Below are 26993 nucleotides of genomic sequence, written 5' to 3'. Positions count from 1 at the left end.
CCGCAACGGACAGAAAGATGAGGCGGCGCAATGACCGCGACGCAGCACAAGGGTGCCGGAGGGGGCCGGGGCAAGAACGACCTGGTCGAAATGGCGTGGGATCCCATCACCCGGATCGTCGGCAGCCTGGGCATCTACACGAAGATCGACTTCAAGCAGAAAGTGGTCGCGGAGTGCCACAGCACCAGCTCCATCTTCCGCGGCTATTCGGTCTTCATGAAGGGCAAGGACCCGCGGGACGCGCACTTCATCACGAGCCGCATCTGCGGAATCTGCGGTGACAACCACGCCACGTGTTCCTGTTACGCACAGAACATGGCGTACGGGGTGAAGCCGCCTCACCTCGGCGAATGGATCGTGAACCTCGGCGAGGCCGCGGAGTACATGTTCGACCACAACATCTTCCAGGAGAACCTGGTCGGGGTCGACTACTGCGAGAAGATGGTCGCGGAGACCAACCCCGGGGTGCTGGAGCAGGCCAACCGCACCCCCTCCCCGCACGCCGACGCGCACGGGTACAAGACCATCGGCGACATCATGCGGTCGCTGAACCCGTTCACCGGCGAGTTCTACCGCGAGGCGCTCCAGGTCAGCCGGATGACCCGGGAGATGTTCTGCCTGATGGAGGGGCGGCACGTCCACCCCTCCACGCTCTATCCGGGCGGCGTCGGAACCGTGGCGACCATCCAGCTGATGACGGACTACATCACCCGGCTCCAGCGGTACGTCGAGTTCATGAAGAAGGTCGTGCCGATGCACGACGACCTCTTCGACTTCTTCTACGAGGCCCTGCCCGGGTACGAGCAGGTCGGCAACCGGCGCATCCTGCTGGGCTGCTGGGGCTCCTTCCAGGACCCGGAGCACTGCAACTTCGAGTACAAGGACATGACCGACTGGGGCCGGAAGATGTACGTCACCCCCGGTGTCGTCGTCGACGGGAAGCTGGTCACCACCGACCTGGTGAAGATCAACCTCGGCATCCGGATCCTGCTCGGTTCGTCGTACTACAACGACTGGGACGAGCAGGAGACCTTCGTCTCACACGACCCGCTCGGCAATCCGGTCGACCGGCGCCACCCGTGGAACCAGCACACCAACCCGCAGCCGCAGAAGCGGGACCTCGACGACAAGTACAGCTGGGTCATGTCGCCGCGGTGGTTCGACGGCAAGGACTACCTGGCGCTGGACACCGGCGGCGGGCCGCTCGCCCGGCTGTGGACCACCGCGCTGGCCGGCCTGGTCGACATCGGCTACATCCAGGCGACCGGCCACAGCGTCAAGATCAACCTCCCCAAGACCGCGCTCAAAGGCCCGGTGGAGCTGGAGTGGCACGTCCCGAAGTGGAGCAACACCATCGAGCGCAACCGGGCGCGCAGCTACTTCCAGGCGTACGCCGCCGCCTGCGCGCTGCACTTCGCGGAGAAGGCGCTCGCGGAGATCAGGTCCGGGAACACCAAGACCTGGGAGAAGTTCGAGGTGCCCGAGGAGGGTGTCGGCTGCGGCTTCACCGAGGCGGTCCGAGGTGTCCTCTCGCACCACATGGTGATCCGGGACGGGAAGATCGCCAACTACCACCCGTACCCGCCGACTCCGTGGAACGCGAGCCCGCGCGACACCTACGGCACGCCTGGCCCCTACGAGGACGCCGTGCAGGGTCAGCCGATCTTCGAGGAGAACGACCGGGAGAACTTCAAGGGCATCGACATCATGCGCACGGTGCGCAGCTTCGACCCCTGTCTGCCCTGCGGCGTGCACATGTACCTCGGCGAGGGCAAGAAGCTGGAACTCCTGCACTCCCCCACCCAGTCAGCGGGCAGTGAGTGATGGCGCAGGAGGAATCCCCGGCGGCGCCCGACTGGCGGACGACCGGTGACCGCATCGACACCCTGATCGCCGCCAGCGGTTCCGGCGGCGCGGTCGCGCGCGAGCGCAGCGAGGAACTGGTCCGGCTCGTCGCCGACTTCTACGGTGCCGGGCTGGAACGTCTGCTCGACCTCATGCACGAGCAGGGGCGGCTGGACGACGAGGTCCTGGCCGCGCTGGCCGGTGACGACCTGGTGGCCAGTGTCCTGCTGGTGCACGGGCTGCACCCGTACGGTGTGGAGACCCGGGTCGAGCAGGCGCTGGAGAGTGTGCGGCCCTATCTTGGGTCGCACGGCGGTGACGTGGAGCTGCTCGCCGTCACCGACGAGGGTGCCGTCCGGCTGCGGCTGCTGGGCAGTTGTGACGGCTGTCCGTCGTCCTCGGTCACGCTCAAGCTGGCCGTGCAGGGTGCGGTGGAGGCGGCAGCTCCGGAGATCACCTCGATCGAGGTCGAGACGGCGGCCGACGAGGAGGCCGGGGCGTCGGGTCCGCTGGTGCCGGTGGACTCGCTGTTCGCGCGGCTGCACACGGAGACCGGGACGGCCAGCGACGACGGCGCGTCCTGGGAGCCCGTCCCGGAGCTGGCGGAGCTGCAGACCGGCGACGTGGCCCGGGTCGAGGTCGGCAGGGTGCCGGTGGTGGCCTGCCGGGTGGGCTCGGAGCTGTTCGCCTTCGAGGACCGGTGCGCTCGCTGCGAGCGGCCGTTCGAGGGTGCCACCCTGGCGCGAAGGCTGGGTGGCGGGTCCGGGGACGCGGTCCTGCGGTGCGCCGGATGCAGGGCGCACTACGACGTCAAGCGGGCCGGGGTCTGCCTCGACGGGGACGGTGTGCACCTGGCGCCGCTCCCGCTCCTCTCGGACGCTGGATCCGTCGCCGTCTCGGTGCCCGCGGCGGTGGCACCGTGATCCCGGCCGGCCGGTCCGCTTCCCCGGCGTCCACCCTCCTGCGCCTCACCCGTGACCGGCCGGTCGCGGCCGCCGGTGAACGCTGCGAGATGTGCGCGGAGCCGATCGGCGAGAGCCACCCCCATGTGGTGAACCTCGACAGCCGCGCCCTGATGTGCGGCTGCCGGGCCTGCTACCTGCTGTTCACCGACGAGGGGGCGCAGTTGCGCTACCGGGCGGTGCCCGAGCGCTATCTGCACTTCGCGGGTCTGACCGTGGACGGGCGTGCCTGGGACGAGCTGCAGATTCCCGTCGGGCTCGCCTTCCTGTTCCGCAACTCCGTGCAGGACCGCATGGTCGCGTTCTACCCGGGTCCTGCCGGGGCGACGGAGTCGGAACTGCCCCTGGAGGCATGGGAGACCGTCGTCGAGTCGAGCCCGGAGCTCGCCGTGCTGCGTCCCGACGTCGAGGCGCTGCTGATCCGCCGCACCGCGGAGAGCGGCGGCTCGTGCCATCTGGTGCCGATCGATGCCTGCTACGAACTGGTGGGTCAGCTGCGCACGCTGTGGCGCGGGTTCGACGGCGGCTCCGAGGCGCGCACCGCGATGGACGTCTTCTTCGCACAGGTGGCGGACCGCAGCCGGCCCGCTCCGGAGATCGGGGCACCGTGAGCAACTTCGCCTTCTCCGTGCTGGATGTGTTCGCCGAACCGTACGCGGCGGTGCCTCAGCTGACGGCACGGCTGCGGATCGAGGAGCTGACGGGCCAGCATGTCCACGCCGTCGCCCTGCACTGCCAGGTCCGCATCGAGCCTCAGCGCCGGCACTACGACGACGCCGAACAGAGTGGCCTGCAGGCACTTTTCGGTACCCGGGAGCGCTGGACGGACACTCTGAAGCCGTTCCAGTGGATGAGCTGCGACACGACGGTTCAGGGGTTCAGCGGCTCGACCGAGGCCGACCTCGCCCTGCCGTGCACGTACGACTTCGACGTGGTCGGTTCCCGCTATCTGCACGCTCTCGGTGAGGGTTCGGTCCCCCTGGCCCTGATGTTCTCCGGCACGGTGTTCACCCGCGGCAGCAAGGGCTTCGGGGTCGAGCAGGTGCCGTGGGACTGCGAGGCCCGGTATCAGATGCCGGTCGAGGTGTGGCGGCACATGGTGGCGTCGCACTTCCCGAACACCGGCTGGATCAGGCTGGACCACGAGGTGCTGGCACGGTTCGCGGACTTCCGGGCCCGGCGCGGGCTGATCAGCTGGGACGAGACGGTGCAGGCCCTCCTGGCCGAGAGCGACGAGGTGGTCCTGTGAGTCTTGACCAGGTGCGCACGGTCGCGGACGCGGTCCTGTACGAGGGGTACCTCCTGTACCCGTACCGTGCGAGTTCGCACAAGAACAGGTCGCGCTGGCAGTTCGGAGTCCTCGGCCCGCCGCACGCGACGGCGGCGAGCTTCGGCGAGGAACCGGGCATGGAGGCACAGTGCCTCCTCGCTCCGGGCGAGGGGCCCGCGGCGGTCACCGTCCATCTGCGCTTCCTTCAACTGCAGGTCCGCGAGGTGCAGCGCAGGGAAGCGGACGGCAGCCATGTTCCGGTCGGGAAGCTCACCGTCGACGGGGTCTCCGTGATGACCTGGGACGAGGCGGTCGAGAAGGAAATCGTGCTCGCCGCAAAGCCGTTGGCGGAGTCGATGGACGACGTCCACCAGGTCCCGGGCGGCGAGGAGTCGGAGCCGCTCAGCGATGCGAGCGGCGCGGTCGTGGGGCGGATCGTCCGGCGCCGGCTGCCGCTGGCCGTCAGGATCAGGACCGCGAGCGAGGCCGATGACGGCTTCGTCCGGCTGTCGGTGGCGGTGCGCAACGAACACCCGGACACGGTCACGACCAAGGACGCCGCTGTGCGCTCCTCACTGATCGGTGCCCATCTGCTGCTCCGGGCGCACGACGCCGCGTTCGTCTCGCTGCTCGAACCCCCCACCGCGGCGACGGGCGCCGCCGGCCGTTGCCGGCAGCGCAGGTGCTGGCCCGTGCTGGCCGGTCCGAAGGGCGCGACGGACACGGTGCTCGGCGCGCCCATCATCCTGTACGACTACCCGGAGGTGGCCGAGCAGAGCGCCGGCGCCCTGTTCGACTCGACGGAGATCGACGAGATCCTGACCCTCCGGGTGATGACCATGACGGAGGCGGAGAAGGCGGAGGCACGGGCCACCGATCCCCGGGCCCGGGAGATCATCGACCGGTGCGACGGGATGTCGCCTGCGGACCTGCAGCAGTTGCACGGTCTGCTGCGCGATCCGCATCCGCCGGCGGCGGCCTCCGCCGCGGCACTCGTGGACCCGGCGGCCGGCGGCCCGGACGCCGAGCACAGCCCCTTCGACACCGCGGGCGCGCCCTGGTGGGATCCGGCGGCCGACGCGTCGGTGCGGCCGGAGAGCGACGCGGTGACGATCGGCGGGGAGCGCGTGGCCAAGGGGAGTCTGGTCCGCGTCCATCCGTCACGGCGCGCCGACGCGCAGGACCTGTTCTTCGCCGGTCAGGTGGCCCGGGTGACCGCGGTTCTCGCGGACGTTGACGGCGGTACGCACGTCGCCCTGGTCCTCGTCGACGACCCGGCGGCCGACCTGCACGACTGGTACGGCCGCTACTTCTACTTCGCACCCGACGAGCTGACACCCCTGTCCGCCGAGGAGGCGGCGCAGTACCGAGAGGAGAACCGATCGTGAAGAGCCTGGGCATGATCACCGCCGGTGTGGCGGCGGCCGTGGCGCTGGTCGCCGTGGGCGTCGGGATCAGGTCGATCCCCGACATCCGCCGCTACCTGAGAATCCGTTCGATGTGAATTCCGATGTGTGAACCCTGATGTGTGAGTCCCGATGTGAGTGAGGAGTGCACCCATGGCGGATACGCCGAAGAAGGACAGTGCCGTCGAGGAGGAGCCGCAGGAGGTACGCGGCCCCAAGGGTTCGCGGGACACCGGCTCGGACAAGCCGGAGGGCGGCCCGGCGGACCGGCCGTCGGGTACCTCGGACGAACGCTCCGGCACCTCCGTGCAGCCGAAGAAGCCCGAGGACCCCGACTCTCCCCACCTGCAGTCCGGCGGCTGAGGCGGCCCGGTGCTCTCGCCCACGACCCTTCACGAAGCAGGAGCCGAGGATGACGCAGGAACCGGACACATCCGGACAGGTGCTCGTGGCGGGCATCGGCAATCTGTTCCTCGGTGACGACGGCTTCGGCCCGGAGGTCGTGCGGCAGCTGAGCCACTCCGGCGGGCTGCCCTCCCGGGTCCGCTTGGTCGACTACGGCATCCGCGGCATGCACCTCGCGTACGACCTGCTCGACGGGTACGACGCGCTGGTGCTGGTCGACGCCTACCCGGGTGGCGGTCCGCCCGGGGAGCTGACGGTGCTCCGGATCGGCGTGGAAGACCTCGGTACGGGTGAATTCGATGCCCATGGGATGAATCCGGTTGCTGTCCTTGCAAATCTGGATCAATTGGGCGGTACTCTTCCGCTCACCTACCTCGTGGGCTGCACCCCCACCGGCGTCGAGGAGGGCATCGGGCTCAGTGAAGCCGTCGCCCACGCGGTGCCCAAGGCGATCCAGGCAGTGCACACCCTGGTCCGGCAGCTCGTATCAGCCGTACCGACCACGTCCGTGAAGAGCGCCGAACCCCGGAGATCCTGATCATGTGCCTTGGCATTCCTGGTCGCGTCGTGGAGATCGTGGACGGGTATGCGGGGCAGCTGGCTCTCGTGGACGTGGAGGGCGCGCGGCGACGCGTCAACATCGGCATGCTCGACGCGCCGCCCGTTTGCGACGACTGGGTCCTTCTCCACATGGGCTTCGCCGTCGAACTCATCGACCGGGCGAAGGCCCGGGACGCCCTGTCGGGCCTGGAGATGATGGGCAGGGGCCGGGTCCAGCGGATCCGGCGCAGGTTCGAGGTGCGCGGCGTCGTGCAGGGCGTGGGCTTTCGGCCGTTCGTCTACGTCACCGCCTCCGAGCTGATGCTCACCGGCACGGTGACGAACACCGGCGACGGTGTGCTCGCCGAGGTCGAGGGGCCGTCCGACGCCGTCGAGGAGTTCGGCCGCCGGCTGCGCGACGACGCCCCGCCCCTCGCGGTCGTCGAGGATGTCCGTACGAGCGAACAGCCGACGCGTGGCGGTACGGACTTCACCATCGAGAAGTCGAGCACGCGCGAGGGGGCCCGGACGCTCGTCTCGCCGGACATCGCGACCTGCCCGGACTGTCTCGACGAGATGGGCGACCCGTCGAACCGGCGCTACCGCCACCCCTTCATCACCTGTACGCACTGCGGCCCGCGGTTCACGATCGTGACCGGACTGCCGTACGACCGGGCCGCCACCACGATGGCGGCCTTCGACATGTGCGGGGTCTGCCGGGCGGAGTACGAGGATCCGCACGACCGCCGCTTCCACGCCCAGCCGATCGCCTGCCGCGACTGCGGGCCGCGGCTCGAACTGGTCCGCAAGGACACCGTTGACCGGCCCTGCGGTGAGGACGCGCTGCGGGCCGCGCGAGAGCTGGTGGCCGCCGGCGGGATCATCGCGGTCAAGGGACTCGGCGGGTACCACCTGGTCTGCGACGCTCGCAACGACCGGGCCGTGGCCGAACTGCGCCGCCGCAAGCAGCGCGGCGGCAAACCCTTCGCGGTGATGGTCCCGGGGCTCGATGCCGCGCGGGAGCTGGTGACCATGACCGGCGACGAGGAGGAGCTCCTGACCGGCGGCCGCCGTCCGATCGTGCTCCTGCCCAGGCGTCCGGACCGGCCGGGAGCGGGGGTGTCGCAGGCCGTGGCACCCGGAAATCCGAATCTCGGACTGCTGCTTCCCTACACCCCGTTGCACGTCCTGCTCCTGGGGACCGGGGACGACCGGCCGGGCCCGGACGCGCTGGTGATGACCTCAGCGAATCTGTCGGGCGAGCCGATCGTCACCGACGACGAGGCGGCGCTGACCGTACTGGAGCCGTTGGTCGACGCGTGGCTGCGGCACGACCGGCGGATCCACGTGCCGTGCGACGACTCCGTCAGCCGGTACGTGGCCGGCGCCGAACTCCCGCTCCGCAGATCGCGCGGGTACGCACCGCTGCCGCTCGCGCTGCCGTTCGACGTCCCGGCGACGCTCGCCGTGGGCGCCGACCTGAAGAACACCTTCGCCCTGGCCGAGGGCCGCTACGCCTGGCTCAGCCAGCACATCGGCGACATGGACGATCTGTCCACCGTTCGCGCCCTGACCCGGGCCGAGCAGCACCTGGAGGGTCTCACCGGTGTGCGGCCGGCCCGTCTGGTGGCCGACCGGCATCCCGGCTACCACTCCGGCGAGTGGGCCCGCGCCCACGCCGCCGGCCGGCCGGTCCGCACGGTGCAGCACCACCACGCGCACATCGCGTCCGTGATGGCGGAGCACGGTCTGGGCGCGGACGAGAGCGTCATCGGCATCGCCTTCGACGGCACCGGCCACGGCGACGACGGCGCTGCCTGGGGCGGTGAGGTCCTGGTGGCCGGCTACAAGGCGTTCCACAGGGCGGCCCACCTGGGCTACGTGCCGCTGGCCGGGGGCGACGCGAGTGTGCTGCGGCCCTACCGGATGGCGCTCGCGCACCTGCACGCGGCCGGTGTCCCCTGGGACGACGACTCCCCTGCGGTCCAGGCGTGCCCGGACGCGGAACGCGACTTGCTGGCGCATCAGTTCACCACCGGCTTCGGATGCGTGCCCACATCGAGCATGGGCCGGCTCTTCGACGCGGTCGCCTCGCTGGCCGGTGTCCGGCACGCGGTGGACTACGAGGCGGAGGCAGCCGTGGAGCTGGAGGGGCTGGCACGGAGCGGGCAGGCCGACCCCCGCGTGCCGGAGACCCGCTACGGCTTCGGGATCCGGCCCGGGGCGGGAGACGAACCCGCCGTCGCGGATCCGGGCCCGGTCGTCCGGGCCGTGGCCCGCGACGTACGTTCCGGCGTTCCCGCCGAACTGATCGCCGCGCGCTTCCACCTGTGCGTCGCGGCGCTTGTCGCCGACCTCGCGGACATCTGCCGCACGAGCACCGGGCTCGGCACCGTGGCCCTGGGTGGCGGCGTCTTCCAGAACGCCGTACTGCTCGAAGCGGCACAACACGGCCTGACGGAACGGGGCTTCACCGTCCTGCGGCCGCGGTTGCTGCCGCCGAACGACGGCGGGATCGCCCTCGGCCAGCTCCTGATCGCCGCATCGGGCTGACCGCCCCGCCTCCCCCGTACCCCAAGGGATCCACAGAGAAGAGGGACCATGTGTCTGGCTGTTCCGGGGCGAGTCCTCAGCACCGCCGAAGTCGACGGCACCGTGATGGCCGAGGTGGACTTCGGCGGGGTGCGCAAGGAGGTGTGCCTCCAGTACATCCCCGACGTGACGGTCGGTGAGTACGTCATCGTGCACGTCGGGTTCGCCATCCAGCGCCTCGACGAACGGTCGGCCCAGGACACCCTCGCCAACTTCGAGCGGCTCGGCATCCTCGCCGAGGAGTTCGGCGACGGCCTCGAACTCGCAGCCCAGCAGGGCGAATCCACCGAAGGAGCCGGCCGGTGAAGTACCTCGACGAGTTCAGCGACCCCGATCTCGCGAAGAAGCTGCTGGACCAGATCCATGCGGCCACCACGCGGAAGTGGGCCATGATGGAGGTCTGCGGGGGCCAGACCCATTCGATCATCCGGCACGGCATCGACCAACTGCTGCCGGGCGGGGTGGAGATGATCCACGGCCCGGGATGCCCCGTCTGCGTCACGCCGTTGGAGATCATCGACCGGGCGCTGGCGATCGCCGCCCGCCCCGGCGTCATCTTCTGCTCGTTCGGCGACATGCTGCGCGTGCCCGGGAGCAGCCAGGACCTGTTCTCCGTGCGAAGCGCCGGCGGTGACGTACGTGTGGTGTACTCCCCCCTCGACGCACTGAAGCTGGCCCGTGAGAACCCGGACCGCGAGGTCGTGTTCTTCGGGATCGGGTTCGAGACCACCGCGCCCGCGAACGCGATGACGGTCTACCAGGCCAAGCGGCTCGGCGTACGCAACTTCAGCCTGCTGGTGTCACACGTGCTGGTGCCGCCCGCCATCGCCGCGATCATGGAGTCCCCGACCTGCCGGGTACAGGCGTTCCTCGCCGCGGGGCACGTGTGCAGCGTGATGGGGACGGCGGAGTACCCGCCGCTGGCCCAGAAGTACAAGGTGCCGATCGTGGTCACCGGCTTCGAGCCCCTGGACATCCTCGAAGGCGTGCGCCGCACCGTCCTCCAGCTGGAGGCGGGCCGGCACGAGGTGGAGAACGCCTACCCCCGGGCGGTTCGCGACGAGGGCAACGCACCGGCCATGGAGATGCTCGCAGACGTCTTCGAGGTGACGGACCGGACCTGGCGCGGCATCGGGGCCATCCCCCGCAGCGGCTGGCGGCTCTCCGCGAGATACCGGGAGTTCGACGCCGAGGAACGGTTCGACGTGACGGGCATCCACACCGCGGAGTCCTCTCTCTGCCGGTCGGGCGAAGTCCTCCAGGGCCTGATCAAGCCGCACGCGTGCGAGGCGTTCGGCAGGGAATGCACACCGCGGAATCCGCTGGGCGCGACCATGGTGTCCTCGGAGGGTGCCTGCGCCGCGTACTACACCCACCGCCGACTGGAACTGGTCGATGCCAAGTGACTGACGCGATTCAAGAAGTGGCCGGCGCGCGGCCGGACGCCGCCGGCCTCGACTTCGAGGGATGGACCTGCCCCGTACCGCTGCGGGACATCCCCTCGGTCGTGATGGGCCACGGCGGTGGCGGCGCGATGTCCGGCGAACTGATCGAGCATCTGTTCCTGCCCGCCTACGGTGCCGCGGCGGCCTCCGATCTCGGCGACTCAGCCGTCCTGACGGTCGGTTCCGGCACCCGCCTCGCCTTCTCCACGGACTCGTTCGTGGTGAAGCCGATGTTCTTCCCCGGCGGATCGATCGGTGACCTGGCGGTGAACGGGACGGTCAACGACCTGGCCATGTCGGGCGCGACGCCGATGTTCCTGTCGACCGCCTTCATCCTCGCGGAGGGCACCGCACTGAACGACCTCGGCCGGATCGCCCAGGCCGTGGGCCGGGCGGCGGAGAACGCCGGCGTACGCCTGGTCACCGGGGACACGAAGGTCGTGGAGCGCTCCAGCGGTGACGGCGTCTACATCAACACCTCGGGCATCGGAGTGGTCCCCTCCGGTGTCGACATCCACGCACGCCGGGCCCGTCCCGGCGATGCCGTGCTGGTCAGCGGCGACATCGGGGTGCACGGAGTGGCCGTGATGAGCTGCCGGGAGGGCCTGGAGTTCGGGACGACGGTCGAGAGCGACACCGCTCCGCTGCACGGGCTGGTCGCCGGCATGATCGCCACCGGCGCCGACGTCCATGTGCTCCGGGATCCCACGCGCGGCGGTGTCGCGGCATCGCTGAACGAGATCGCCCGCGCCTCGGACGTGGGCATCGAACTGGTCGAGCGGTCGCTTCCCGTGCCGCCCACGGTGCGGGACGCGTGCAGTCTGCTCGGACTCGACCCGCTCCAGGTCGCCAACGAGGGCAAACTGATCGCGATCGTTCCGGCCGAGGACGCGGACCGGGTGCTGGCGGCCATGCGGGCCCACCCCCTGGCCCGGGACGCATGCAGGATCGGCAGCTGCGTGCCGGATCACGCCGGGATGGTGGTCGCCAGGACGGGGCTGGGCGGGAGCCGGGTGATCGGGCTACCGATCGGCGAACAGCTCCCGAGGATCTGTTAGATGAGCGCCGAGGGCGCACTGCTGTTCGCGCGATACGCCTACCCGCCCAACGAACTCGGCTACTGCGGCCCCGCCGACGCAGCGGCCCTCCTGCGTCGTGAAGCGACCGCCGACATCGAGCTGCGGGCCAGGCAGTTCGAGGGAGCCTGGTGCTATCTCGAGTACCTGGCGGAGGTGGCCGGGATCCCGGACCCGCTCGACGCGCGGGTGGTGGAGGCGTACTGGATCGGCAACGAGCTGCTGGACCTGGTCGATCCCGCCGGTCTGGTGGAGCGCATGACGGACCGGTTCCGGGGCCAGCTCGGCGGCACCTGGCGCGAAGCCGCGCAGCGGGCGCTCGCGCACCACAGTTTCCAGGTGTTCGAGGTGTACCCATGGGCGCCGATGCTGCGGACGGGCGGGAATCCCACCGCCCTGTCCGTGCTCGACCAGTGCCGCATCCGTACAGGGGTGGTCCTCCGCGCCGACCGGCATCTGGCGACGGTACGGTGCCGCCCGCTCAGCTGGAACGGCACGGAACTGATCACCGGTGACTGGCAGGAGGAGACCGCTCGCCACTCGGCCGGCGGGAGGACGCTGATCGACGGCCTCTCCCCGGGCGACCGGGTGGCTCTGCACTGGGACTGGGTCTGCGATGTGATCACCGACGAACAGGCCCGACGCATCGAGGACATCGAGGAACGGCAGCGCACGGGACCGATTCTGCGCGACCCGGTGCGCTGACCGTCGCCTGCCCACCCCGGAGGTCGCCCGCTCGCAGAACCGGGCGCCGTACGGAGTGAGCCGTTCGGACCCGTCCGGGCTGCGGCGGCTCAGGTTTGCGCCGAGGTTGGACGTATGCCGGCACAGAGCGCGGATGGCGTCCCCGGCGGTCGGTCGTCCGCAGGCTTCCGCGGCATCGGAGAAGGCATGAGCGGGACATCGGTGCGCCTGGTCCTCGGGGTGCTGGTGCTGCAGACGGCATTCGTCCTCTCGTGCATCGGCGCGTTCCGCGATCCCGCCCCGCACCGCGTTCCCCTGGCCATCACGGCTCCCACGACCCGGATCGCCGACGACACCTTCTATCAGCTCGCGTTGCTCCCCGGTGAGCCGGTGGACCCGTTCCGGGTGGCCGACGAGGCTGCGGCCCTGGACCGGATCCGCGGTCGTCAGGTGAAGGGTGCGCTCATCGTCTCCCGCTCCGGCACCGACGACCTGTTGCTGGTCGCCAGTGGTGCGGGCCCGTCGCTGGCCAGGGAACTCGCTACGCACGTCGGTGCGGCCGAAAGACAGCAGGGCCGCACTGTCCGCGTCCGGGACGTGGCGCCGATCGCGCCGGGTGACAGGCGTCTCCTCTCCTCCTTCTCGCTCGTTGTGGGCTGGTGTGCGGGCGGCATCCTGTGCGCCTCGGTGCAGGCACTCGTTGCCGGGCGCCGTCCGGGGGTAGTACGCGCATCCGTCAAGACGGGCGTGCTGCTCATGTACTCGGTACTCGCCGGACTGCTCGGTGTCCTGGTCGCCAGGACTCTTCTGAACGCGGTGCCGGGAGACTTCTGGGCACTGTGGGCCGTGGGGTCCTTGCTGGTTCTGGCGGCGGGAGCCCTCACACTTGCCCTGCACGAACTGGCCGGAGTGCCGGGAATCGGTCTGGCGCTCGTGCTCGTGGTCGTTCTCGGTGTGCCCGGCTCGGGTGGGGTGTATCCCACCGAGCTGCTGCCCACGTTCTGGCGCACGGCCGGTCCGTCCCTGCCGCCCGGTGCGGGCCTGGATGCCCTGACCTCGGTCGCCTATTTCCGGGGCGCGGGTGCCGGCGGTCCGTTGTGGACGCTTCTGGCCTGGGCCGGTGGCGGCGCGGCCGTGGTCCTGCTGGGCGGAGTCCGCGCGCCCCGGTCTCACGCTCCCGCCGGGCGGACCACTCGCTCTCCCTGACGCCGAGGCACCACCACGGCGTCACGATCGCGGCGTCACCAGTCCTCGTCCGCCCACTGGTCGAGCAGGGCTTCGCCGTTGAGGCTGCTGTGAGGTACCTCGGTGCCGAGGGACTGCTCGGCCCAGATGACCTTGCCGCGTGCGGTGTAGCGCGTGCCCCAGCGGTGCGCGAGCCGGGCGATGATGAACAGGCCGCGCCCGCCCTCGTCGGTGGTGGCGGCCTGACGCACGTGCGGGGCGGTGCTGCTGCCGTCCGCGACCTCGCAGATCAGGGTGTCGTCGTCGTGCAGCAAGCGGAGCCTGATCGGTGGGGAGCCGTAGCGGATCGCGTTGGTGACCAGCTCACTGACGATGAGTTCCGTCGCGTACGTGGCGTCCGCCAGTCCCCACCCGTTCACCGCGCGGGCCGCTTCCGCACGGATGCCGGCGACCACGGTCGGGTCGTCGGGTACGTCCCAGTCGGCGACACTGCCGGGGTCCATGAGATGGGTGCGGGCGACGAGCAGGGCCACGTCGTCCGTGGGCCGGTCGGTCAGCAGGGCGTCGATGACCGCTTGGCAGGTGGCCTCGGGGCCGAGGTCACCGGGGCGGGCCAGAGTGGCACGCAGGACCTCGAGCCCGGCGTCGATGTCGCGGCCCCGCCGCTCGACCAGCCCGTCGGTGAACAGGACCAGTCTGCTTCCTGCGGGCAGTACGAGATCGGTGGTCTCCACCGGCAGGCCCTCGTTGATGCCGAGCGGCGGCGACCCGGGGATCTCCGGGTAGGTGACGGTGCCGTCCGGGAGCACCAGGGCCGGGCCCGGGTGGCCGGCCCTGGACAGGGTGCAGTGCCCGGTGGCCGGGTCGTAGATGGCGTAGAGGCAGGTGGCACCGGAGATCTCGACGTCGCTGTCCCCCTCGGCGTCGAGCCGGCCGACGAGGGCGTCGAGGTGGGCGAGGAGTTCGTCGGGGGGCAGGTCCAGGGCCGAGAAGTTGTGCACCGCGGTGCGCAGTCGCCCCATGGTGGCGGCGGCGTGGAGGCCATGGCCGACGACATCACCGACCACCAGCGCGACCCGTGCTCCGGGCAGCGGGATGATGTCGTACCAGTCCCCGCCCACGCCCGGCTGAGCCGGGAGGTAGCGATGGGCCACCTCAAGGGCGGAGTGCGTGGGCAGCGAGCGGGGCAGCAGGCTGCGCTGGAGTGTGACGGCCATGGTGTGCTCGCGGGTGAAACGGCGCGCGTTGTCGATGGCCACACCCGCCCGGGCGGCCAGTTCCTCGGCAACGGACAGGTCCTCGGGCTCGAAGGGGCTCTTGTCCTTGCGCCAGAAGTCGACGCTCCCCAGCACCACACCGCGCGCCTGCAGCGGGGCGGAGATCAGGGAGTGGATGCCGTAGTCCAGGACTGCGCGCACCCGCGGCCGGTCCAGGGCGATCCAGACCTCGGAGGCCGAGAGGTCGGCGGCGAGCACGGCCCGGCCGCCGGCCACACCGAGCGCCGCGGTACTGCCGTCGGGGAAGTGCATCATCTCCCCCACCGGGTACAGGGGGTGATCGCCCCGGATCCCGGCGATCGCGGTGCGGCGCATGTCGGAGTCGGCTCCTGTGGGTTCCTCACCGCGCAGTACGGGGTCCAGCAACTCCACGGTGACGAAGTCGGCGAACCGGGGCACCGCAACGGCCGCCAGTTCCTCGGCGGTGCGCACCACGTCGAGGGTGGTGCCGATGTGCGTGCCGGCCTCGTAGAGCAGTTGCAGCCGGGACCGCGCCACTTCGGCCCGGCCGGCCAGTTCACGCAGCTCGGTGGTGTCGCGCAGAGTGACCACACTGCCCCGAGGGCCTCCTGAACCCTCGACGGTACGGAGGTTGACGGCCAGGAGCCGGTCCCCGTTGGAGTGCACCTCGTCGCTGGCAGTCCGTCCCGAGACCAGGAGTTGCGTCGTGTCCGGTGTCAGACCGAGGTCGGCCACCTCGCGTTGCTCGGCGTTGCGCGGCAGGTCGAGCAGTCGTCGCGCCTCGTCATTGACCAGCGTGAGCACACCGCGGTCGTCGATGATGAGCACGCCTTCCCGCACCGAGTGCAGGACGGCGTCATGGTGCTCGTACATCCGTGTCATCTCGGCGGGCCCCAGGCCGTGGGTCTGGTGGCGCAGGCGTCTGCTCACGGCCGCCGCCCCGGCCGCGGCCAGCAGGAGTGCCCCGCCCGCGACCGCGAGGATCGCCGGCAGCTGGTGCGAGACCATCTCGTTGACGCTCTTGACGTAGATCCCGACCGAGATCAGTCCGACGACCCGGCCCTCGGCATCGAAGACGGCGACGGTCGTGTCGACGGCTCGCCCCAGGGCGCTGTCGAACGTCTCCTGGAAGGGCTTCCCCGTGAGCGCGGGTCCGAAGCCGCCGGTGACATGGCCGCCGATGCGGCCGGGATCGGGGTGGGACCAGCGGATGCCCCTCGGGTCGAAGGCCACCACATAGCCGACGTCGGCGTCCTTGCGCATCTTCTCCGAACTGGGCTGGAGCACCCGGGTCGGGTTCGGCGACCGCATCGCCGCGGCGGTGCCCGGTGCGTCCCGGAACGCCACGGCCACGGCGAGCGACCTGTCCCGCGCCTCGTCCGTGGCGTTGTGCTGCGACTGGACGACGAGGACCACGAGGGTGGCGGCGATGAGCAGGACCGCGACGACCACCTGCAGCAGGAACACCTGCCCTGCGACGCTCCGCGGCATCGGGGTGGACAGCCCGCCACGACGCCGGCCTCGGAACCGCGACGGAGCCCCTTGCTCAACCATTGGCTCAGCATCACCGAGGACAGCTCCGCGGAGCGGCTGACCGGGCCGGTGCGCGGCACTGCCTCACACGACGGGGTCACATCCCAGGTACAGGTGAGAGCCGTGCTGTGCTCCTGCTCCTGCTCCTGCTCCCGCGGGCCATCCCGCGGGAGCAGGCCCGTAAGCGTGCGGCCGGTGGCGTCACCTGGCGTGGAACCGGAACCTGTCGATCACCCAGAAGAAGTCGTTGTCGCCGGTGTAGTGGAAGCGGACGTGCGCCGACGTGGCGCCGGGTGGGATCGGGACCTCGATGGACTGCTCCTGCGACGTGACATCCGTGGTGTAGCTCCGGACCTCGACGGGTGTGCCGGCGTTGAAGGAGACGAGGACCCTGGCCGTCTGCTGTTCCACCTGCCGGTAGTGCGTGACGAACTCGATCGTCAGCGTGCTCCTGCCCGAGAGGCCGCCGACCGTGGGCGACACGAGGGTCGAGTCGAACCGGCCGGAGAACGTCCTGTCGGACCATTCGTCCGAGTCGGCGACCGCGAAGACGCCGCGGGCCCGCACATTGAGCTCGCGCCACTGGTCGCGTTGGGTGCGCGACCAGAACTCGTTCGTGGTGAAGGTCCAGCCGCGCCATTCCGTCACGCCGCCGGTTCCCATGGCGTCGTTGATGACGGACCAGCCGCTCGGCGCTGTGTGCGTGAAGCCCAGGACGTCGGCGGGGATCCCCGTCTCGTCCACGCGGGCGGCCAGCTTCGGCCCAAGCGTGTCGAAGCCGTCGTCGGTCCGGTCCTGCAATGGCTTGCCGTCCATCCCCCAGGAGGGGTCGACGGGCAGACCGAGCTGCTTGAACACCGTGGGCACGACGTCCACGAGCCGGGTGTCGATCGGGCGGCCTCCGGCCTCGATCCCTGGCCCCTGGGCGAGGACGAAGGTCCGCCGCTCCTCGATCGAGCTGCCGCCGTGACCGCCGGCGTCCGCATGTCCGTGGTCCGTGGCCACGATGACGGTCCAGCGTTCGGAGGCGTACGTGGGCCGCGCCCTGATCGAGGCCCACAGCTTCCCCAGATGGACGTCCTGCCCGGCTATCGCGTCGAGGTACCGGTCACCGGTTCCGCTCTCGTGGCCCACCTGGTCGGTGTAGCCGAAGTAGACGAAGAGGACGTCCGGGTTCTGGTTACGGATGACGGACGCGGCCTCGTCGGCGATCTTCTGGTCGTTGGGTATGTCGTGCTGGGGCAGGACGAGTCTGGCGTCGGCGCCCTCGGTGACGGCACCGTAGGTGTCCAGCGGGGGCCAGTCGACGGCCGCGTAGGTGGACAGTCCGGGCTTCACCCGGGCGAGGCGGGCCAGGAGACCGGGGTACTCGTCGAATCGCCTGCCGGTGAAGTCGTTGTCCTTGACGCCGTGCTTGTCGGGCCAGACCCCGGTCGAGATCGTCGACCACCCCGGTCCGGACAGGGTGGGGGCCATGGGGTTCGCGTAGAGCAGGGACCTCGCGTACGTACCGGCCGCCATCATGGCCTTGAGGTGCGGCGCGTTCGCCGCGTCGATCCGGTCGTGCCGCAGGCCGTCCATTCCGACGATGAGGACCTTGTCCTTGCTGATGCCGTTCGGCAGGGCCGGGGCGGCGTGGGCCGCGGGCGCTTGAGCGAGTGTCGTGGTGGCGGCCGCGACTGTGGCCGCCCCTGCCGCGAGCACCGCGCGCCGGGCAATTCCGTCCTGGGGCATGGGTTTTCCTCCGCTGATGGATGAAGATCGATGAGTGGGTCGGCCGGTCCACAACGTGTGCGATAGCCATGCGCATGCCATGGCTTGTCCGTCGGGAGATCCGCCGCATGGTGACGCTCAATCAGTTGGAAGTCCTGCTGAGGGTGCTGGAGCACCAGGGGTTCTCAGGAGCCGCGAAATCGCTGTTCATGAGCCAGCCCTCGGTCTCCAACCACATCCGCAATCTGGAGAACTCCTGCGGGATCCAGCTGGTCCACCGCACGAGCGCCGGTGCGCGCCCCACGCCCGCCGGTGAGGTGGTCGCCGAGCACGCACGCCAGGTGTTCGCGGTCATGGACTCCCTGGAGCGGACGGTCGCCGGCTTCCGCGGGCTCGGGGGTGGCCGGCTGGTCCTCGCGGGGACGACCACCCTCGGCACGTACCTCCTGCCGCGTCTTGTCGCGGACTTCTCCACACGGGCTCCCAAGGTGAGGTGTGAGATCCGCGTGGGCAACGAGGACGCGGTCGAGTCGTGGCTGCTGCGCGGGGAGGTCGCCCTGGGACTGTGCGCCGGCACGCCCCGCGATGAACAGCTGGTCTCCCAGGGCATGTTCGAGGAGGCCATGGTGCTGGTGGCCGAGCCGCAGACGCCGCTCGCCGGCCGTGCGCTGACTCCCCCGGATCTCCGGAACCAGCGCTTCCTCATGCGCGAGGCGGGCTCGGCCACCCGGCACCTCCAGGAGGAGACTTTGCGCGCCTGGGGACTCGACGATGCCGAGCAGTGGGACATGTGGGGACCGGGCACCCTCAAGCAGGCGGTGTGCGAGGGGCTCGGGGTGGCCTTGCTCTCCGAGCACGTGGCGCGCTACGAGATCGCCGCCGGGATGCTCGCCGACCTGACGGTCAGCCCCGCACCTCCGAAGCGGACCGTGTCCCTGGTCCGCCGGAGCGACCGCGTACTCACACCGCCGGAGCAGGCGTTCGCCGAACTGGTCCGGGCCGTAGCCGAGTGGCCTTCCTGACATGCTGTCAGTACTTGATGCAGGCGGACCGCAGGTCGGTGTAGAAGTCCCACACGTCGGGCGAGCATTCGGGGGCGCCGAGCTGTGACGCCTTCGCGCCCATGTGCGGCAGATGGGCGTACGCGCCCACTCCCGGCCGGTTCACATGGAGCATGCCCGCCTGGAAGTCCTGCAGCGCCTGGAACATGTGGCCCGGATTCTGCGTGAAGATCGTGCCGGACATCCCGTACTTCACCGAGTTCGAGATGCTCATGGCGTCCTCGTAGCCCTCGCAGTCGATGACCGACAGCACGGGCCCGAAGACCTCTTCCTGCGCGATCCCGCTGTCCCGGGCCACACCGGTCAGCACGGTCGGCTCGACGAAGTATCCCGGACTGTCCGCCTTGGCCTCACGGCCACCGCAGACCGCGGTCGCGCCCGCGGCCGTCGCCCCCTCCACCGCCGCCAGGCAGGCCCGCAGCCGTTCCTCGTTGACCACCGGGCCGATGTCCGCCCCGTCCCGGTCGCCGCGGCCGACACGCATCGCCGCGACCCGCGGGATCAGCCGCTCCAGCAACGCCTCCCGTACCGATCGGTCCACCACGACCCGGCTGGTGGCGCTGCACCGCTGTCCGCTCTGCCCGAAGGCACCGTGGACGATCGCGTCGACGGCCGCGTCGAGGTCGGCGTCCGCGAGCACGATGAGGGCGTTCTTCCCGCCCAGTTCGAGTTGCGTCCGCATCAGCCGGCCGGCGCCCGCCCTGTTGATCGCCCGCCCCACCGGAAGCGAACCGGTGAACGAGATGCCCGCCACCCGCTCGTCGGCCACCAGCGCCTCGCCCGGCGCGCGGTCCCCCTGGACCAGGTTGAGAACGCCCGGGGGAACACCCGCGTCGGTGAACGCCTGCACCAGCAGAGCCGATGTCCACGGAGTCAGCGGCGACGGCTTGAGCACCGCCGTGCAGCCCGCCACCAGCGCGGGAGCGACCTTCCACATGGGTATGGCCACCGGAAAGTTCCAGGGAGTGATCAGACCCACGACACCGAGCGGCCGCCGGAAGGTCATCGCGATCGTGCGCGGCTCCTCCGCGGGGGTGGTCACCCCGTTGATACGGCGGGCCTCCCCGATGGTGAAGTCGAGGATCGCCAGGGCACGGGCCACCTCGCCTCCGCTCTCGGAGAGCCGCTTGCCCTGCTCACGGGTGATCGCCGCGGCGAACTCGCCGCCTCGCTCGCCGATCAGCCGTGCCGCCGCCGACAGGACCGTGGCCCGCTCGATGGGACCGATCGCGTCCCACTCCCGCTGCGCGGTGGACGCCGCGTCGACGGCGGCGGTGACGTCCTGCGCGCCGGACTCCGCGAACTGTCCCACGACGTCGTCGGTGTCGGCCGGGTTGATGTTCGCGCGCACCGCTCCGGTCAGGGGCGGTACCCAGCGCCCGTCGATGTGGTTGAGCAGGTGGTCGGGGCTCGGCTGTGCCATGGGGGACTCCTCGGTGGTCGCAAAGAGTGGTCGCAGAGCGTGGACGCGGAAAGTGGTCGCGGAGAGCGGTCGTCAGTTCATGTGCACGGCGATACGGGGCGCGGCCCCCGATCGCGCGGCCGCGACGGCGGCGTCGATGTCCCGCAGGGCGTACGGCTCCGGCACCAGGTCCGCGAACAGGTTCCGGTGCGGCGTGCGTACGAGGAAGGCGACGGCCTCGGCCAGGTCCTCGACGGTGTAGTTGTGGCTGCCGACGACACGCGTGAGGTTACGCACGACGGCGTCGGGTGCGAAGGTCACATCGGGGCCGGGTGACACCGAGCCGACCAGGGCCACGCACCCGTCGAGTCCCACGACGCGCAGTGCCGACTCGACCGCGCCGCTGTTGCCGGAGAGTTCCAGGACCACATCGGCGCCGAGGTCCTTCGCCGCCTCCTCCAGCGCGCCGGGCGGACAGGCCACCGTGGCGCCGAACCTCAGCGCGAGGTCACGGCGGGCGGGATCCACGTCGCAGGCGATGACGTGTTCGGCGCCGAGGTCTCGCGCGTACGACACGGCGGTGAGTCCGAGCATGCCGCAGCCGGTCACCACCACGGTGTCCCCCGGCGCGAGACCCGCACGCCGTGCGGCGCACGCGACCGTGGCGGTCGCGCAGTTGGCCGGCGCCGCCACCGAGGACGGGAGCGAGTCGGGGACGGTCACGAACCCCGTGCCCGCGACGAGGTGGCAGTGGGTGGCGAGCCCGCCGTTGAGCCGCCATCGGTCCGTCATGGCCTCGTGCCCGTACTTGCGGACGCTCTCGCACTTCTGCGGTACTCCGCGCAGGCAGCGCCGGCAGCGGCCGCACGATGTGCCGATGGTCCAGGTGATGCGCTGTCCGGGAACCACGGGCCGTCCGTCGGATGCGACCGGGGTGCCGCCGACGGCCTCCACCACGCCGACCGCCTCGTGGCCCAGCACGGTGGGCAAGGGGGTGGGCCGGTCACCCGCGATGGTGTGCAGATCGCTGCCGCAGAGCGTGGCGAGTTCCACCCGTACCAGCACTTCACCGGCCGCGAGCCTCGGCATCGGCTGGCTCTCCACGGTGAATCCGCTGCCCGGCCCCCTCCACACGGCCGCTGTCGCGCCTGTGCGCTCACGGACTCCGGTCGGGCCGCTGCTGAGTTCGGTCATGTTTCTGTCCGCCTAACGTCGGATCGTGAGGGCGACCAGGGCGCTGCACCCGCAGGCCGCGGCCACGATGGGGAAGATGAGGCTGGTGTTGCCGGTGCTGTCCATCAGGGCGCCGACCATGGGTTCGGCGGCCCCCGCGAAGACGTAGGCGAAGCAATTGACCACCCCCGTCGCCGTGCCGGCCATCCGCCTGCCCGCGATGTCGGGGCACAGCGCCCAGAAGGACGACTGGGGGCCGTAGACGAAGAATCCGGTGAGGAAGAGGACGATGATCCCGGTCGTCACGTTCAGGGGCGCCACGTACATCGTGAGTGCCATCAGCGCGCCCAGAACCATGAACAGGATGATGGGTCGGTCACGCCGGGACCCGAACAGCCGGTCCGATATCTGGCCGTTGACGAGGGCGCCCGCAGCCATGCCCACCGGAAGGGCGACCGAGATCCACAGAGGGCTGATGCTGCTGCCCCCGTCCTCCCAGTTGTCGCCGAGGAAGTAGACGGGGACCCAGATCAACAGACCGTAGCGGGCCATGTTCTGGAAGCCGATGGCGATGCCGGTCGACCAGATCCTCGGGTTGCGCAGCACGGCCGCGTACCGCTGGAAGGACGTCTCACCGGCCGATGCGCCGGCTTCCTGCGCGGCCTCGTCCGCCTCGATGGCGTCGGCCGACCCGGCCGGCGGGGTGACACCGGCCTGCGCGGGACTGTCCCTGGCGACCAGGTAGAAGGTGATGCCGCCCACCAGCATCAGCAGCACCGGCACCCGGAAGATCCACTGCCAGTCGAGGTCGAGCGTGTCCACGACGATCGTGGAGGTGACGAAGGCCAGGACGGACGCCATGCCGGCGGCGAAGGTGTAGAAGCCGAAGCTCTTGCCGCGCTCGTGCGGGGCCCACCAGTTGGAGATGACCCGCCCGCCGGAGGGCCAGCCGAGCGACTGCGCGAAGCCGTTCGCGCCCCACAGGACGCCCAGGGACTTCACCCCGACGGAGAAGCTGGTGCCCCAGTTGAGGACCGTGGACAGGACCGCGCCGGCCGCCATCATGCGCCGGCCGCCCCACTTGTCGGCCAGATTGCCGTTGATCATCTGTCCGGCGGCGTAGGACCAGAGCAGGATGCCGCTGATGGCACCCAGCGTGGCCTTGCTCAGGCCGAGGTCCTCCTCGATGCCGGGGATGGCGAATCCGAAGGTCTGCCTGCCGGTGTAGAAGAAGAAGTAGCAGAACATGGCCGACAGCAGCATGCGCCACTTGAGCCGGGTGTACGCGTGCTCCTTCAGGGGTTCGGGAGTGCGGCTCCCGGCCATCACGTTCTCGGCGTTCGACATGGTTTCCCAACCGATCCGGGGAAGGTGCCGTGTGTCCGGCCGCGGGGAAGGGGCCGGTGTGTGAGGCGGTGGTGGCCGCCGGGGCGTGGCCGGCCTCGCGGGGCAGCTCCGGAGCGGCCGGATTCCCCCGAGGCGACCACGTCTCATCAGGTGGTCCGGGCGGACGCGCTCTCCTGCTCGGCGACCAGCGTGGTGGCGACCCAGAGGGCGTCGTAGTTGTGGATGCGGGCGGGAGCGCCGAACGGTTTGTCCAGCAGCTCCGGCCGCGCCGGCCGACGGTTGATCAGGAACGGGATCTGCAGCTCGCCCAGGGCTCCGTGCGAGCGCAGCGGCGCGTCGAGCCCGCTGAGGTCGTGCCAGGCGGCGAACCGGCCGAGCGCGGTGCCGGCCTCCGCGAGGACCACGATGTCGCCGATGCGGTCGGCGGGCAGGGCGTAGCGCGCGGCGGCCTCCTCACGGCCGTGCACCTCCTGCACTCCCCCGATGGCCCGCAGCGCTTCGACGGTGGCGGCCCGGTCGGCTCCCGGCGGCAGGTACACGCTCGCGAAGGAGCCGAGTGCGCCGTGGTGCACCGTGTAGGGGTCGGTGATCGGGAGGATGACCCGCAGGCCCTCCGCCTCGGCGTCCTCGGCGATTCCGAGGATCCTGCGGACCTCCTCCTCGACGTAGATCACCCGGGCCGCGCCGGTGTCGTCCGTCTTGGCGCTCATGCCGTGATCGGCCGTCAGGACGACGGTCGCGCCGAGTCCGGCCAGCCGGCCGGCGTAGTGGTCGATCTTCTCGTACAGGTCGTTGGCCGCTTCGGTGCCGGGCGCGTGCTTGTGCTGGATGTAGTCCGTCAGCGACAGGTACATCAGGTCGGCGCCGCGGGTCTCCAGGATCCTGACGCCAGCGGCGAGGGCGAACTCGCTGAGGTCCGCGGAGTAGACGCTCGGCAATGGCCTTCCGACGAACTCCAGTACGTCGCCGATGCCGTTGTCCTCGACGGTGGCGCGGTCGGCCTTCTCCGCCGAGAAGCAGATGCCGCGCCGGGACGGTGCGACGAACTCGCCGGAACCGTCGAGCGAGGGCCCCTCCTCGACGAGTCCGGCGCCGAGCAGCCTGCGGAGCTTGTCCTTGGCGGTCACGACGACCACGTCGAGGCCGGCCTCGTTCGCCGCACCGAAGACGGTGGGGACGCGCAGGAACCGCTTGTCGTTCATCAGCACCTCCTCACCGAGCTCGGTGTCGAAGAGGTAGTTGCCGCTGATCCCGTGCACGGCCGGCGGGCGGCCGGTGGCGATGGACACGTTGTTCGGATTGGTCAGGGCCGGCATCGCGCAGTGGGCGGGCCAGGACGTGCCCTCTCCCTCCAGCACCTTGCTGAGCCAGGGCATGCGCCCGGCCGCCATCGCCTCGATGTGGTAGTCGGGCTCACTGCCGTCGATGCAGATGACCACCACCGGCCCGCGGGGCATCGAGTAGGTCCTGCCGTTGACACTGAACGTCCCTGAGGTCACGAGGGGCTCCCTGCTGGATGTGACGTGGCCGAAATCCTGCTGCCCCATGAGCGTGCTGGCAGGAGCGGCCACGAGGAACACGTCTTTCGGCTATCGCCCCCATAGCCCGGACCCACGGCCCGCCCGGCATCGATGCCGCACACGGTCAGGCCAGGCGCTGCCGGACCCATGCCGACAGCCGGTCCACGGCGACGATCAGGACGAGCACGACCAGGATGTGCGTCAGCATCTCGTCGAACTGGAACAGCTTGATGGACTGGTTGATCAGGAAGCCGATGCCTCCCGCGCCGACGAGTCCCAGCACCAGCGAGGCACGCACGTTGACGTCCAGCCGGTACAGCAGCAGTCCGATGAGCTGGGGTGTCACGGTCGGCAGCAGGGCGTGCGCCGCGATCTGGATCCTGCCCGCCCCCGCCGAGCGCAGGGCCTGCACCGGGCCGGGGTCGGCGTCCTCCAGCGCCTCCGCCCACAGCTTCCCCATCACACCGACGTTGTGGAGGAGCAGCGCGAGCACGCCGGGGAAGGGACCGAGTCCGACAGCGGTGACGAAGATCAGGGCGAAGACGACGTCGGGTACGGCGCGCAGGAACGACAGCAGTGAGCGCGCCGCCTGGTAGACCGTCGTCGACGGGGCGGTGCCGCGTGCCGCGAGCAGTGCCAGGAGCAGCGAGAACGGCACGGACAACGTCGTGCCGAGCAACCCGATCCACAGGGTGACCAGAGCACCGTCGAGACTGGGCCCCAGGACGGCCCAGCTCAGATCGGGCGGGATCGCGTCGCCCAGGAAGTCCACGATGCCGCCCCAGCCCTCGGCCAGTGCGCCGAAGGACATGTCGGTGGTGTTCCACGCGACGACATGGGCGGTGACGACCGCGGCGGTGACCACGGCTCCCACGGCCGCGGTCCGGGGCCGGGCCGGCTTCGGGGGGACGGGCAGCGTTCGTACCCCGTTGAGGTCGGTCATGAAACGGCCTCCACGACCGCGGCCCGGTAGAGGGCGTCGACGTTCTGGCCGGGTGGCCCGTTGAGGATCACCCGGCCGTTTCGCAGGCCGACCATGCGGTCGGCGTGGCGGGCGGCGAGCGAGGGCTGGTGCAGGACGGCGAGTACGGCCAGGCCCGCGTCGTGGGCGAGTTCGGCCAGCAGCGCGAGTACCTGCTCGGACGCGGCCGGGTCCAGTGCGGACACCGGTTCGTCGGCCAGCAGGACGCGGGGGCGCTGGCACAGGGCACGGGCCACGGCGACGCGCTGCTGCTGGCCGCCGGAGAGGCGGCCCGCGCGGTCGTGCGCCCGGTCGGCGAGACCCACCCGGTCCAGGCAGGCCATCGCCTCCTCCCGCAGCGCGCGCGGGAACAGCGCGGGAACGAGCGAGTGCCGCAGCGGGAGCCGGCCCAGGGCGCCGGCGCACACGTTCTCCAGTACGGTGCGCCGGCGCACGAGGTGGATGTGCTGGAAGACCACGGCGGTGTCCAGCGGCGCGGACGGCTTCCCGTCGATGCTCACGCTGCCTGCCGTCATCGGTTCCAGCCCGGCCGCGGCTCGTAGCAGGGTCGACTTGCCGGAGCCGTTGGCCCCGAGTACGGCGAGCAGCTCGCCCCGGGCGACGTCGACGTCCACCCCGTGCAGCACCTGCCGCTCCCCGTACCGCACGGTGATCCCGGACAGGGCGAGCATCAGACGTCCTTCTCGGTCAGGTTCAGGGCGGCGGCCAGGTCGAACAGCGGCTGGTACGTGGACTTGTCCACGGCGATCAGCGGCGCCGGCGGGTCGACGTCGAGGAGGGCGCCGATCCTGCCGACCTTGTCCGGCGGCAGCTTCAGCAGGGCGTCGGTGACGGCCTTCTTGAACTCGGCGTCCAGGTTGCCGCGGACGGTGATCGGGTCGTTCGGGATCGGGTCGGAGCCCCACACCTTCCGGAACCCGGACGGCTCGAACGTGCCGGCGGCGGTGGCGCTCGCCAGCTGCTGGGAGTTGATCTCGGCGGCGTCGACCGTGCCCTTGGCGAGGGCCAGCAGCGCTTCCGGGTGGCCTCCGGCGTAGTTGACCTTGACGTCGTCCTTCTTCAGGCCCGCGTCGAGCATGGCCTGGCGCGGCAAGGCGTCACCCGACGTCGATCCGACGGAGGCCAGTGCGAGGGAGTGGCCCTTGAGATCCGCGACCGACTTGACGGCGGAGTCCTTCGGGACCCAGATGCCGGCGGTGTAGCTGGACACCTTTCCCTTGCCGTCACCGAACGAGGCGACTGCCTCCGCCTTGGCACGTCCGCTGGCGAAGACGTAGCCGAGAGGACCGAACATGGCGATGTCGAGCTTGCCGTTCTCCATGGCGAGGACCTCGGCCGAGTAGTCCTCGGTGATCGTCAGCTCCACCTCGCAGTCGAGGCTTTCACCGAGGGCGTCGGCGAGGACCTTGGCGGCCGGGGTGAGCTTGGCGGGGTCCTCGAAGGGCTCCACACCGAAGCGGATCTTTCCGCCGGGGCAGGTGGCGGACTCGGCGGCGTCCGAACTGCCGCCGCAGGCGGTCAGGGACAGCGCGGCGACCACGGCGAGCGAGGTGGCGAGGATGACAGGGCGGACGGACACGGTGAACTCCGGGTTCGAGGACAGCACGGGGGAAG

Annotated in this window: 24 protein-coding genes; 15 read left to right on the top strand and 9 right to left on the bottom strand. The window is 70.6% G+C overall.

The annotated features are described in order from the left end of the window. Positions 1–30: 30 nt before the first annotated feature. The 14 genes from OG408_RS37030 to OG408_RS36970 all read left to right on the top strand — a co-directional run bounded on the left by OG408_RS37030 (position 31) and on the right by OG408_RS36970 (position 13431). Positions 31–1824, top strand: coding sequence for a nickel-dependent hydrogenase large subunit (locus OG408_RS37030; RefSeq protein ID WP_285566443.1), 1794 nt, complete (start codon positions 31–33; stop codon positions 1822–1824). Then, positions 1824–2768, top strand: a complete 945-nt coding sequence (locus OG408_RS37025) for a NifU family protein (protein WP_326673878.1) — start codon at positions 1824–1826, stop codon at positions 2766–2768. The genes OG408_RS37030 and OG408_RS37025 overlap by 1 nt, the downstream gene beginning before the upstream one ends. Further along, positions 2765–3418 carry a DUF5947 family protein gene (locus tag OG408_RS37020; RefSeq protein WP_285566447.1) on the top strand — a complete coding sequence of 218 codons (654 nt, stop codon included), beginning with the start codon at positions 2765–2767 and terminating at the stop codon, positions 3416–3418. Before OG408_RS37025 ends, OG408_RS37020 begins: the two co-directional genes overlap by 4 nt. Beyond that, a complete protein-coding gene (locus tag OG408_RS37015; protein ID WP_326673876.1) occupies positions 3415–4056 on the top strand; it encodes a DUF6084 family protein in 642 nt (213 codons plus the stop codon). Before OG408_RS37020 ends, OG408_RS37015 begins: the two co-directional genes overlap by 4 nt. Continuing rightward, on the top strand, positions 4053–5465 hold the full coding sequence (locus OG408_RS37010) for a hypothetical protein (RefSeq protein WP_326673875.1): 1413 nt from the start codon (positions 4053–4055) through the stop codon (positions 5463–5465). The genes OG408_RS37015 and OG408_RS37010 overlap by 4 nt, the downstream gene beginning before the upstream one ends. Next, complete coding sequence (locus tag OG408_RS40230) at positions 5462–5581, top strand: DUF6893 family small protein (protein ID WP_374119350.1); 120 nt, start codon at positions 5462–5464, stop codon at positions 5579–5581. The genes OG408_RS37010 and OG408_RS40230 overlap by 4 nt, the downstream gene beginning before the upstream one ends. 55 nt (positions 5582–5636) lie before the next feature. Further along, positions 5637–5846, top strand: a complete 210-nt coding sequence (locus tag OG408_RS37005; RefSeq protein WP_285566454.1) for a hypothetical protein — start codon at positions 5637–5639, stop codon at positions 5844–5846. A gap of 49 nt (positions 5847–5895) precedes the next feature. Further along, the gene (locus OG408_RS37000; protein ID WP_326673874.1) at positions 5896–6426 is read left to right on the top strand and encodes a hydrogenase maturation protease; all 531 of its coding nucleotides are present in this window, start codon (positions 5896–5898) and stop codon (positions 6424–6426) included. Between the two features lie 2 nt (positions 6427–6428). Next, the gene (hypF, locus tag OG408_RS36995) at positions 6429–8981 is read left to right on the top strand and encodes a carbamoyltransferase HypF (RefSeq protein ID WP_326673873.1); all 2553 of its coding nucleotides are present in this window, start codon (positions 6429–6431) and stop codon (positions 8979–8981) included. Positions 8982–9029: 48 nt separating this feature from the next. Then, positions 9030–9326, top strand: a complete 297-nt coding sequence (locus OG408_RS36990) for a HypC/HybG/HupF family hydrogenase formation chaperone (protein ID WP_285566457.1) — start codon at positions 9030–9032, stop codon at positions 9324–9326. After that, entirely contained in the window at positions 9323–10426 is a 1104-nt protein-coding gene (hypD, locus tag OG408_RS36985) for a hydrogenase formation protein HypD (RefSeq protein ID WP_326673871.1), read from the top strand. The genes OG408_RS36990 and hypD overlap by 4 nt, the downstream gene beginning before the upstream one ends. Positions 10427–10530: 104 nt before the next feature. Then, on the top strand, positions 10531–11523 hold the full coding sequence (hypE, locus tag OG408_RS36980) for a hydrogenase expression/formation protein HypE (RefSeq protein WP_285566746.1): 993 nt from the start codon (positions 10531–10533) through the stop codon (positions 11521–11523). After that, positions 11524–12246: a DUF6390 family protein gene (locus tag OG408_RS36975; protein WP_326673869.1), complete on the top strand. Its 723-nt coding sequence runs from the start codon at positions 11524–11526 to the stop codon at positions 12244–12246. 186 nt (positions 12247–12432) lie between these two features. Then, positions 12433–13431 carry a DUF3533 domain-containing protein gene (locus OG408_RS36970; protein WP_326673868.1) on the top strand — a complete coding sequence of 333 codons (999 nt, stop codon included), beginning with the start codon at positions 12433–12435 and terminating at the stop codon, positions 13429–13431. Positions 13432–13466: 35 nt separating this feature from the next. Here the strand turns inward: OG408_RS36970 and OG408_RS36965 are convergent, their stop codons facing one another. Then, positions 13467–16139 (bottom strand): SpoIIE family protein phosphatase, encoded by a 2673-nt coding sequence (locus OG408_RS36965; protein ID WP_326673867.1) that lies wholly within the window; start codon positions 16137–16139, stop codon positions 13467–13469. A gap of 243 nt (positions 16140–16382) precedes the next feature. Next, positions 16383–17915, bottom strand: coding sequence for an alkaline phosphatase family protein (locus tag OG408_RS36960; protein WP_326673865.1), 1533 nt, complete (start codon positions 17913–17915; stop codon positions 16383–16385). A gap of 107 nt (positions 17916–18022) precedes the next feature. Between OG408_RS36960 and OG408_RS36955 the strand changes: the two genes are divergently transcribed. Continuing rightward, on the top strand, positions 18023–18916 hold the full coding sequence (locus OG408_RS36955; RefSeq protein ID WP_326673863.1) for a LysR family transcriptional regulator: 894 nt from the start codon (positions 18023–18025) through the stop codon (positions 18914–18916). Positions 18917–18923: 7 nt separating this feature from the next. Here OG408_RS36955 and OG408_RS36950 read toward each other — a convergent pair whose 3' ends face one another. The 7 genes from OG408_RS36950 to OG408_RS36920 form a co-directional block, all read right to left on the bottom strand. Further along, positions 18924–20378, bottom strand: coding sequence for an aldehyde dehydrogenase family protein (locus OG408_RS36950; RefSeq protein ID WP_326673861.1), 1455 nt, complete (start codon positions 20376–20378; stop codon positions 18924–18926). A 72-nt stretch (positions 20379–20450) separates the two neighbouring features. Then, complete coding sequence (locus OG408_RS36945; protein ID WP_326673859.1) at positions 20451–21551, bottom strand: zinc-binding dehydrogenase; 1101 nt, start codon at positions 21549–21551, stop codon at positions 20451–20453. A gap of 12 nt (positions 21552–21563) precedes the next feature. Then, entirely contained in the window at positions 21564–22877 is a 1314-nt protein-coding gene (locus tag OG408_RS36940) for an MFS transporter (RefSeq protein WP_326673858.1), read from the bottom strand. 146 nt (positions 22878–23023) lie between these two features. Further along, positions 23024–24376 carry a phosphonoacetate hydrolase gene (phnA, locus tag OG408_RS36935; protein ID WP_285566479.1) on the bottom strand — a complete coding sequence of 451 codons (1353 nt, stop codon included), beginning with the start codon at positions 24374–24376 and terminating at the stop codon, positions 23024–23026. Between the two features lie 145 nt (positions 24377–24521). Continuing rightward, positions 24522–25340 (bottom strand): phosphonate ABC transporter, permease protein PhnE, encoded by an 819-nt coding sequence (gene phnE, locus OG408_RS36930; RefSeq protein ID WP_285566481.1) that lies wholly within the window; start codon positions 25338–25340, stop codon positions 24522–24524. Further along, positions 25337–26050, bottom strand: a complete 714-nt coding sequence (locus OG408_RS36925; protein ID WP_326673857.1) for a phosphonate ABC transporter ATP-binding protein — start codon at positions 26048–26050, stop codon at positions 25337–25339. Before OG408_RS36925 ends, phnE begins: the two co-directional genes overlap by 4 nt. Next, complete coding sequence (locus OG408_RS36920) at positions 26050–26958, bottom strand: phosphate/phosphite/phosphonate ABC transporter substrate-binding protein (protein WP_326673856.1); 909 nt, start codon at positions 26956–26958, stop codon at positions 26050–26052. Before OG408_RS36920 ends, OG408_RS36925 begins: the two co-directional genes overlap by 1 nt. Positions 26959–26993 lie beyond the last annotated feature (35 nt).

The sequence above is a fragment of the Streptomyces sp. NBC_01257 genome (assembly GCF_035917255.1).
GTDB lineage: Bacteria > Actinomycetota > Actinomycetes > Streptomycetales > Streptomycetaceae > Streptomyces.
The sequence above is the reverse complement of the archived record's forward strand: the minus strand, read 5'-3'. Positions and strand labels throughout refer to the sequence as shown.

What these genes read in the sequence shown, in the direction of transcription:
- OG408_RS37030 (WP_285566443.1), top strand. Translation starts at nt 31, where the DNA reads ATGACCGCGACGCAGCACAAGGGTGCCGGAGGGGGCCGGGGCAAGAAC.
- OG408_RS37025 (WP_326673878.1), top strand. Translation starts at nt 1,824, where the DNA reads ATGGCGCAGGAGGAATCCCCGGCGGCGCCCGACTGGCGGACGACCGGT.
- OG408_RS37005 (WP_285566454.1), top strand. Translation starts at nt 5,637, where the DNA reads ATGGCGGATACGCCGAAGAAGGACAGTGCCGTCGAGGAGGAGCCGCAG.
- OG408_RS37000 (WP_326673874.1), top strand. Translation starts at nt 5,896, where the DNA reads ATGACGCAGGAACCGGACACATCCGGACAGGTGCTCGTGGCGGGCATC.
- hypF (WP_326673873.1), top strand. Translation starts at nt 6,429, where the DNA reads ATGTGCCTTGGCATTCCTGGTCGCGTCGTGGAGATCGTGGACGGGTAT.
- OG408_RS36990 (WP_285566457.1), top strand. Translation starts at nt 9,030, where the DNA reads ATGTGTCTGGCTGTTCCGGGGCGAGTCCTCAGCACCGCCGAAGTCGAC.
- hypE (WP_285566746.1), top strand. Translation starts at nt 10,531, where the DNA reads ATGGGCCACGGCGGTGGCGGCGCGATGTCCGGCGAACTGATCGAGCAT.
- OG408_RS36975 (WP_326673869.1), top strand. Translation starts at nt 11,524, where the DNA reads ATGAGCGCCGAGGGCGCACTGCTGTTCGCGCGATACGCCTACCCGCCC.
- OG408_RS36970 (WP_326673868.1), top strand. Translation starts at nt 12,433, where the DNA reads ATGAGCGGGACATCGGTGCGCCTGGTCCTCGGGGTGCTGGTGCTGCAG.
- OG408_RS36965 (WP_326673867.1), bottom strand. Translation starts at nt 16,139, where the DNA reads ATGCCGCGGAGCGTCGCAGGGCAGGTGTTCCTGCTGCAGGTGGTCGTC.
- OG408_RS36960 (WP_326673865.1), bottom strand. Translation starts at nt 17,915, where the DNA reads ATGCCCCAGGACGGAATTGCCCGGCGCGCGGTGCTCGCGGCAGGGGCG.
- OG408_RS36955 (WP_326673863.1), top strand. Translation starts at nt 18,023, where the DNA reads ATGGTGACGCTCAATCAGTTGGAAGTCCTGCTGAGGGTGCTGGAGCAC.
- OG408_RS36950 (WP_326673861.1), bottom strand. Translation starts at nt 20,378, where the DNA reads ATGGCACAGCCGAGCCCCGACCACCTGCTCAACCACATCGACGGGCGC.
- OG408_RS36945 (WP_326673859.1), bottom strand. Translation starts at nt 21,551, where the DNA reads ATGACCGAACTCAGCAGCGGCCCGACCGGAGTCCGTGAGCGCACAGGC.
- OG408_RS36940 (WP_326673858.1), bottom strand. Translation starts at nt 22,877, where the DNA reads ATGTCGAACGCCGAGAACGTGATGGCCGGGAGCCGCACTCCCGAACCC.
- phnE (WP_285566481.1), bottom strand. Translation starts at nt 25,340, where the DNA reads ATGACCGACCTCAACGGGGTACGAACGCTGCCCGTCCCCCCGAAGCCG.
- OG408_RS36925 (WP_326673857.1), bottom strand. Translation starts at nt 26,050, where the DNA reads ATGCTCGCCCTGTCCGGGATCACCGTGCGGTACGGGGAGCGGCAGGTG.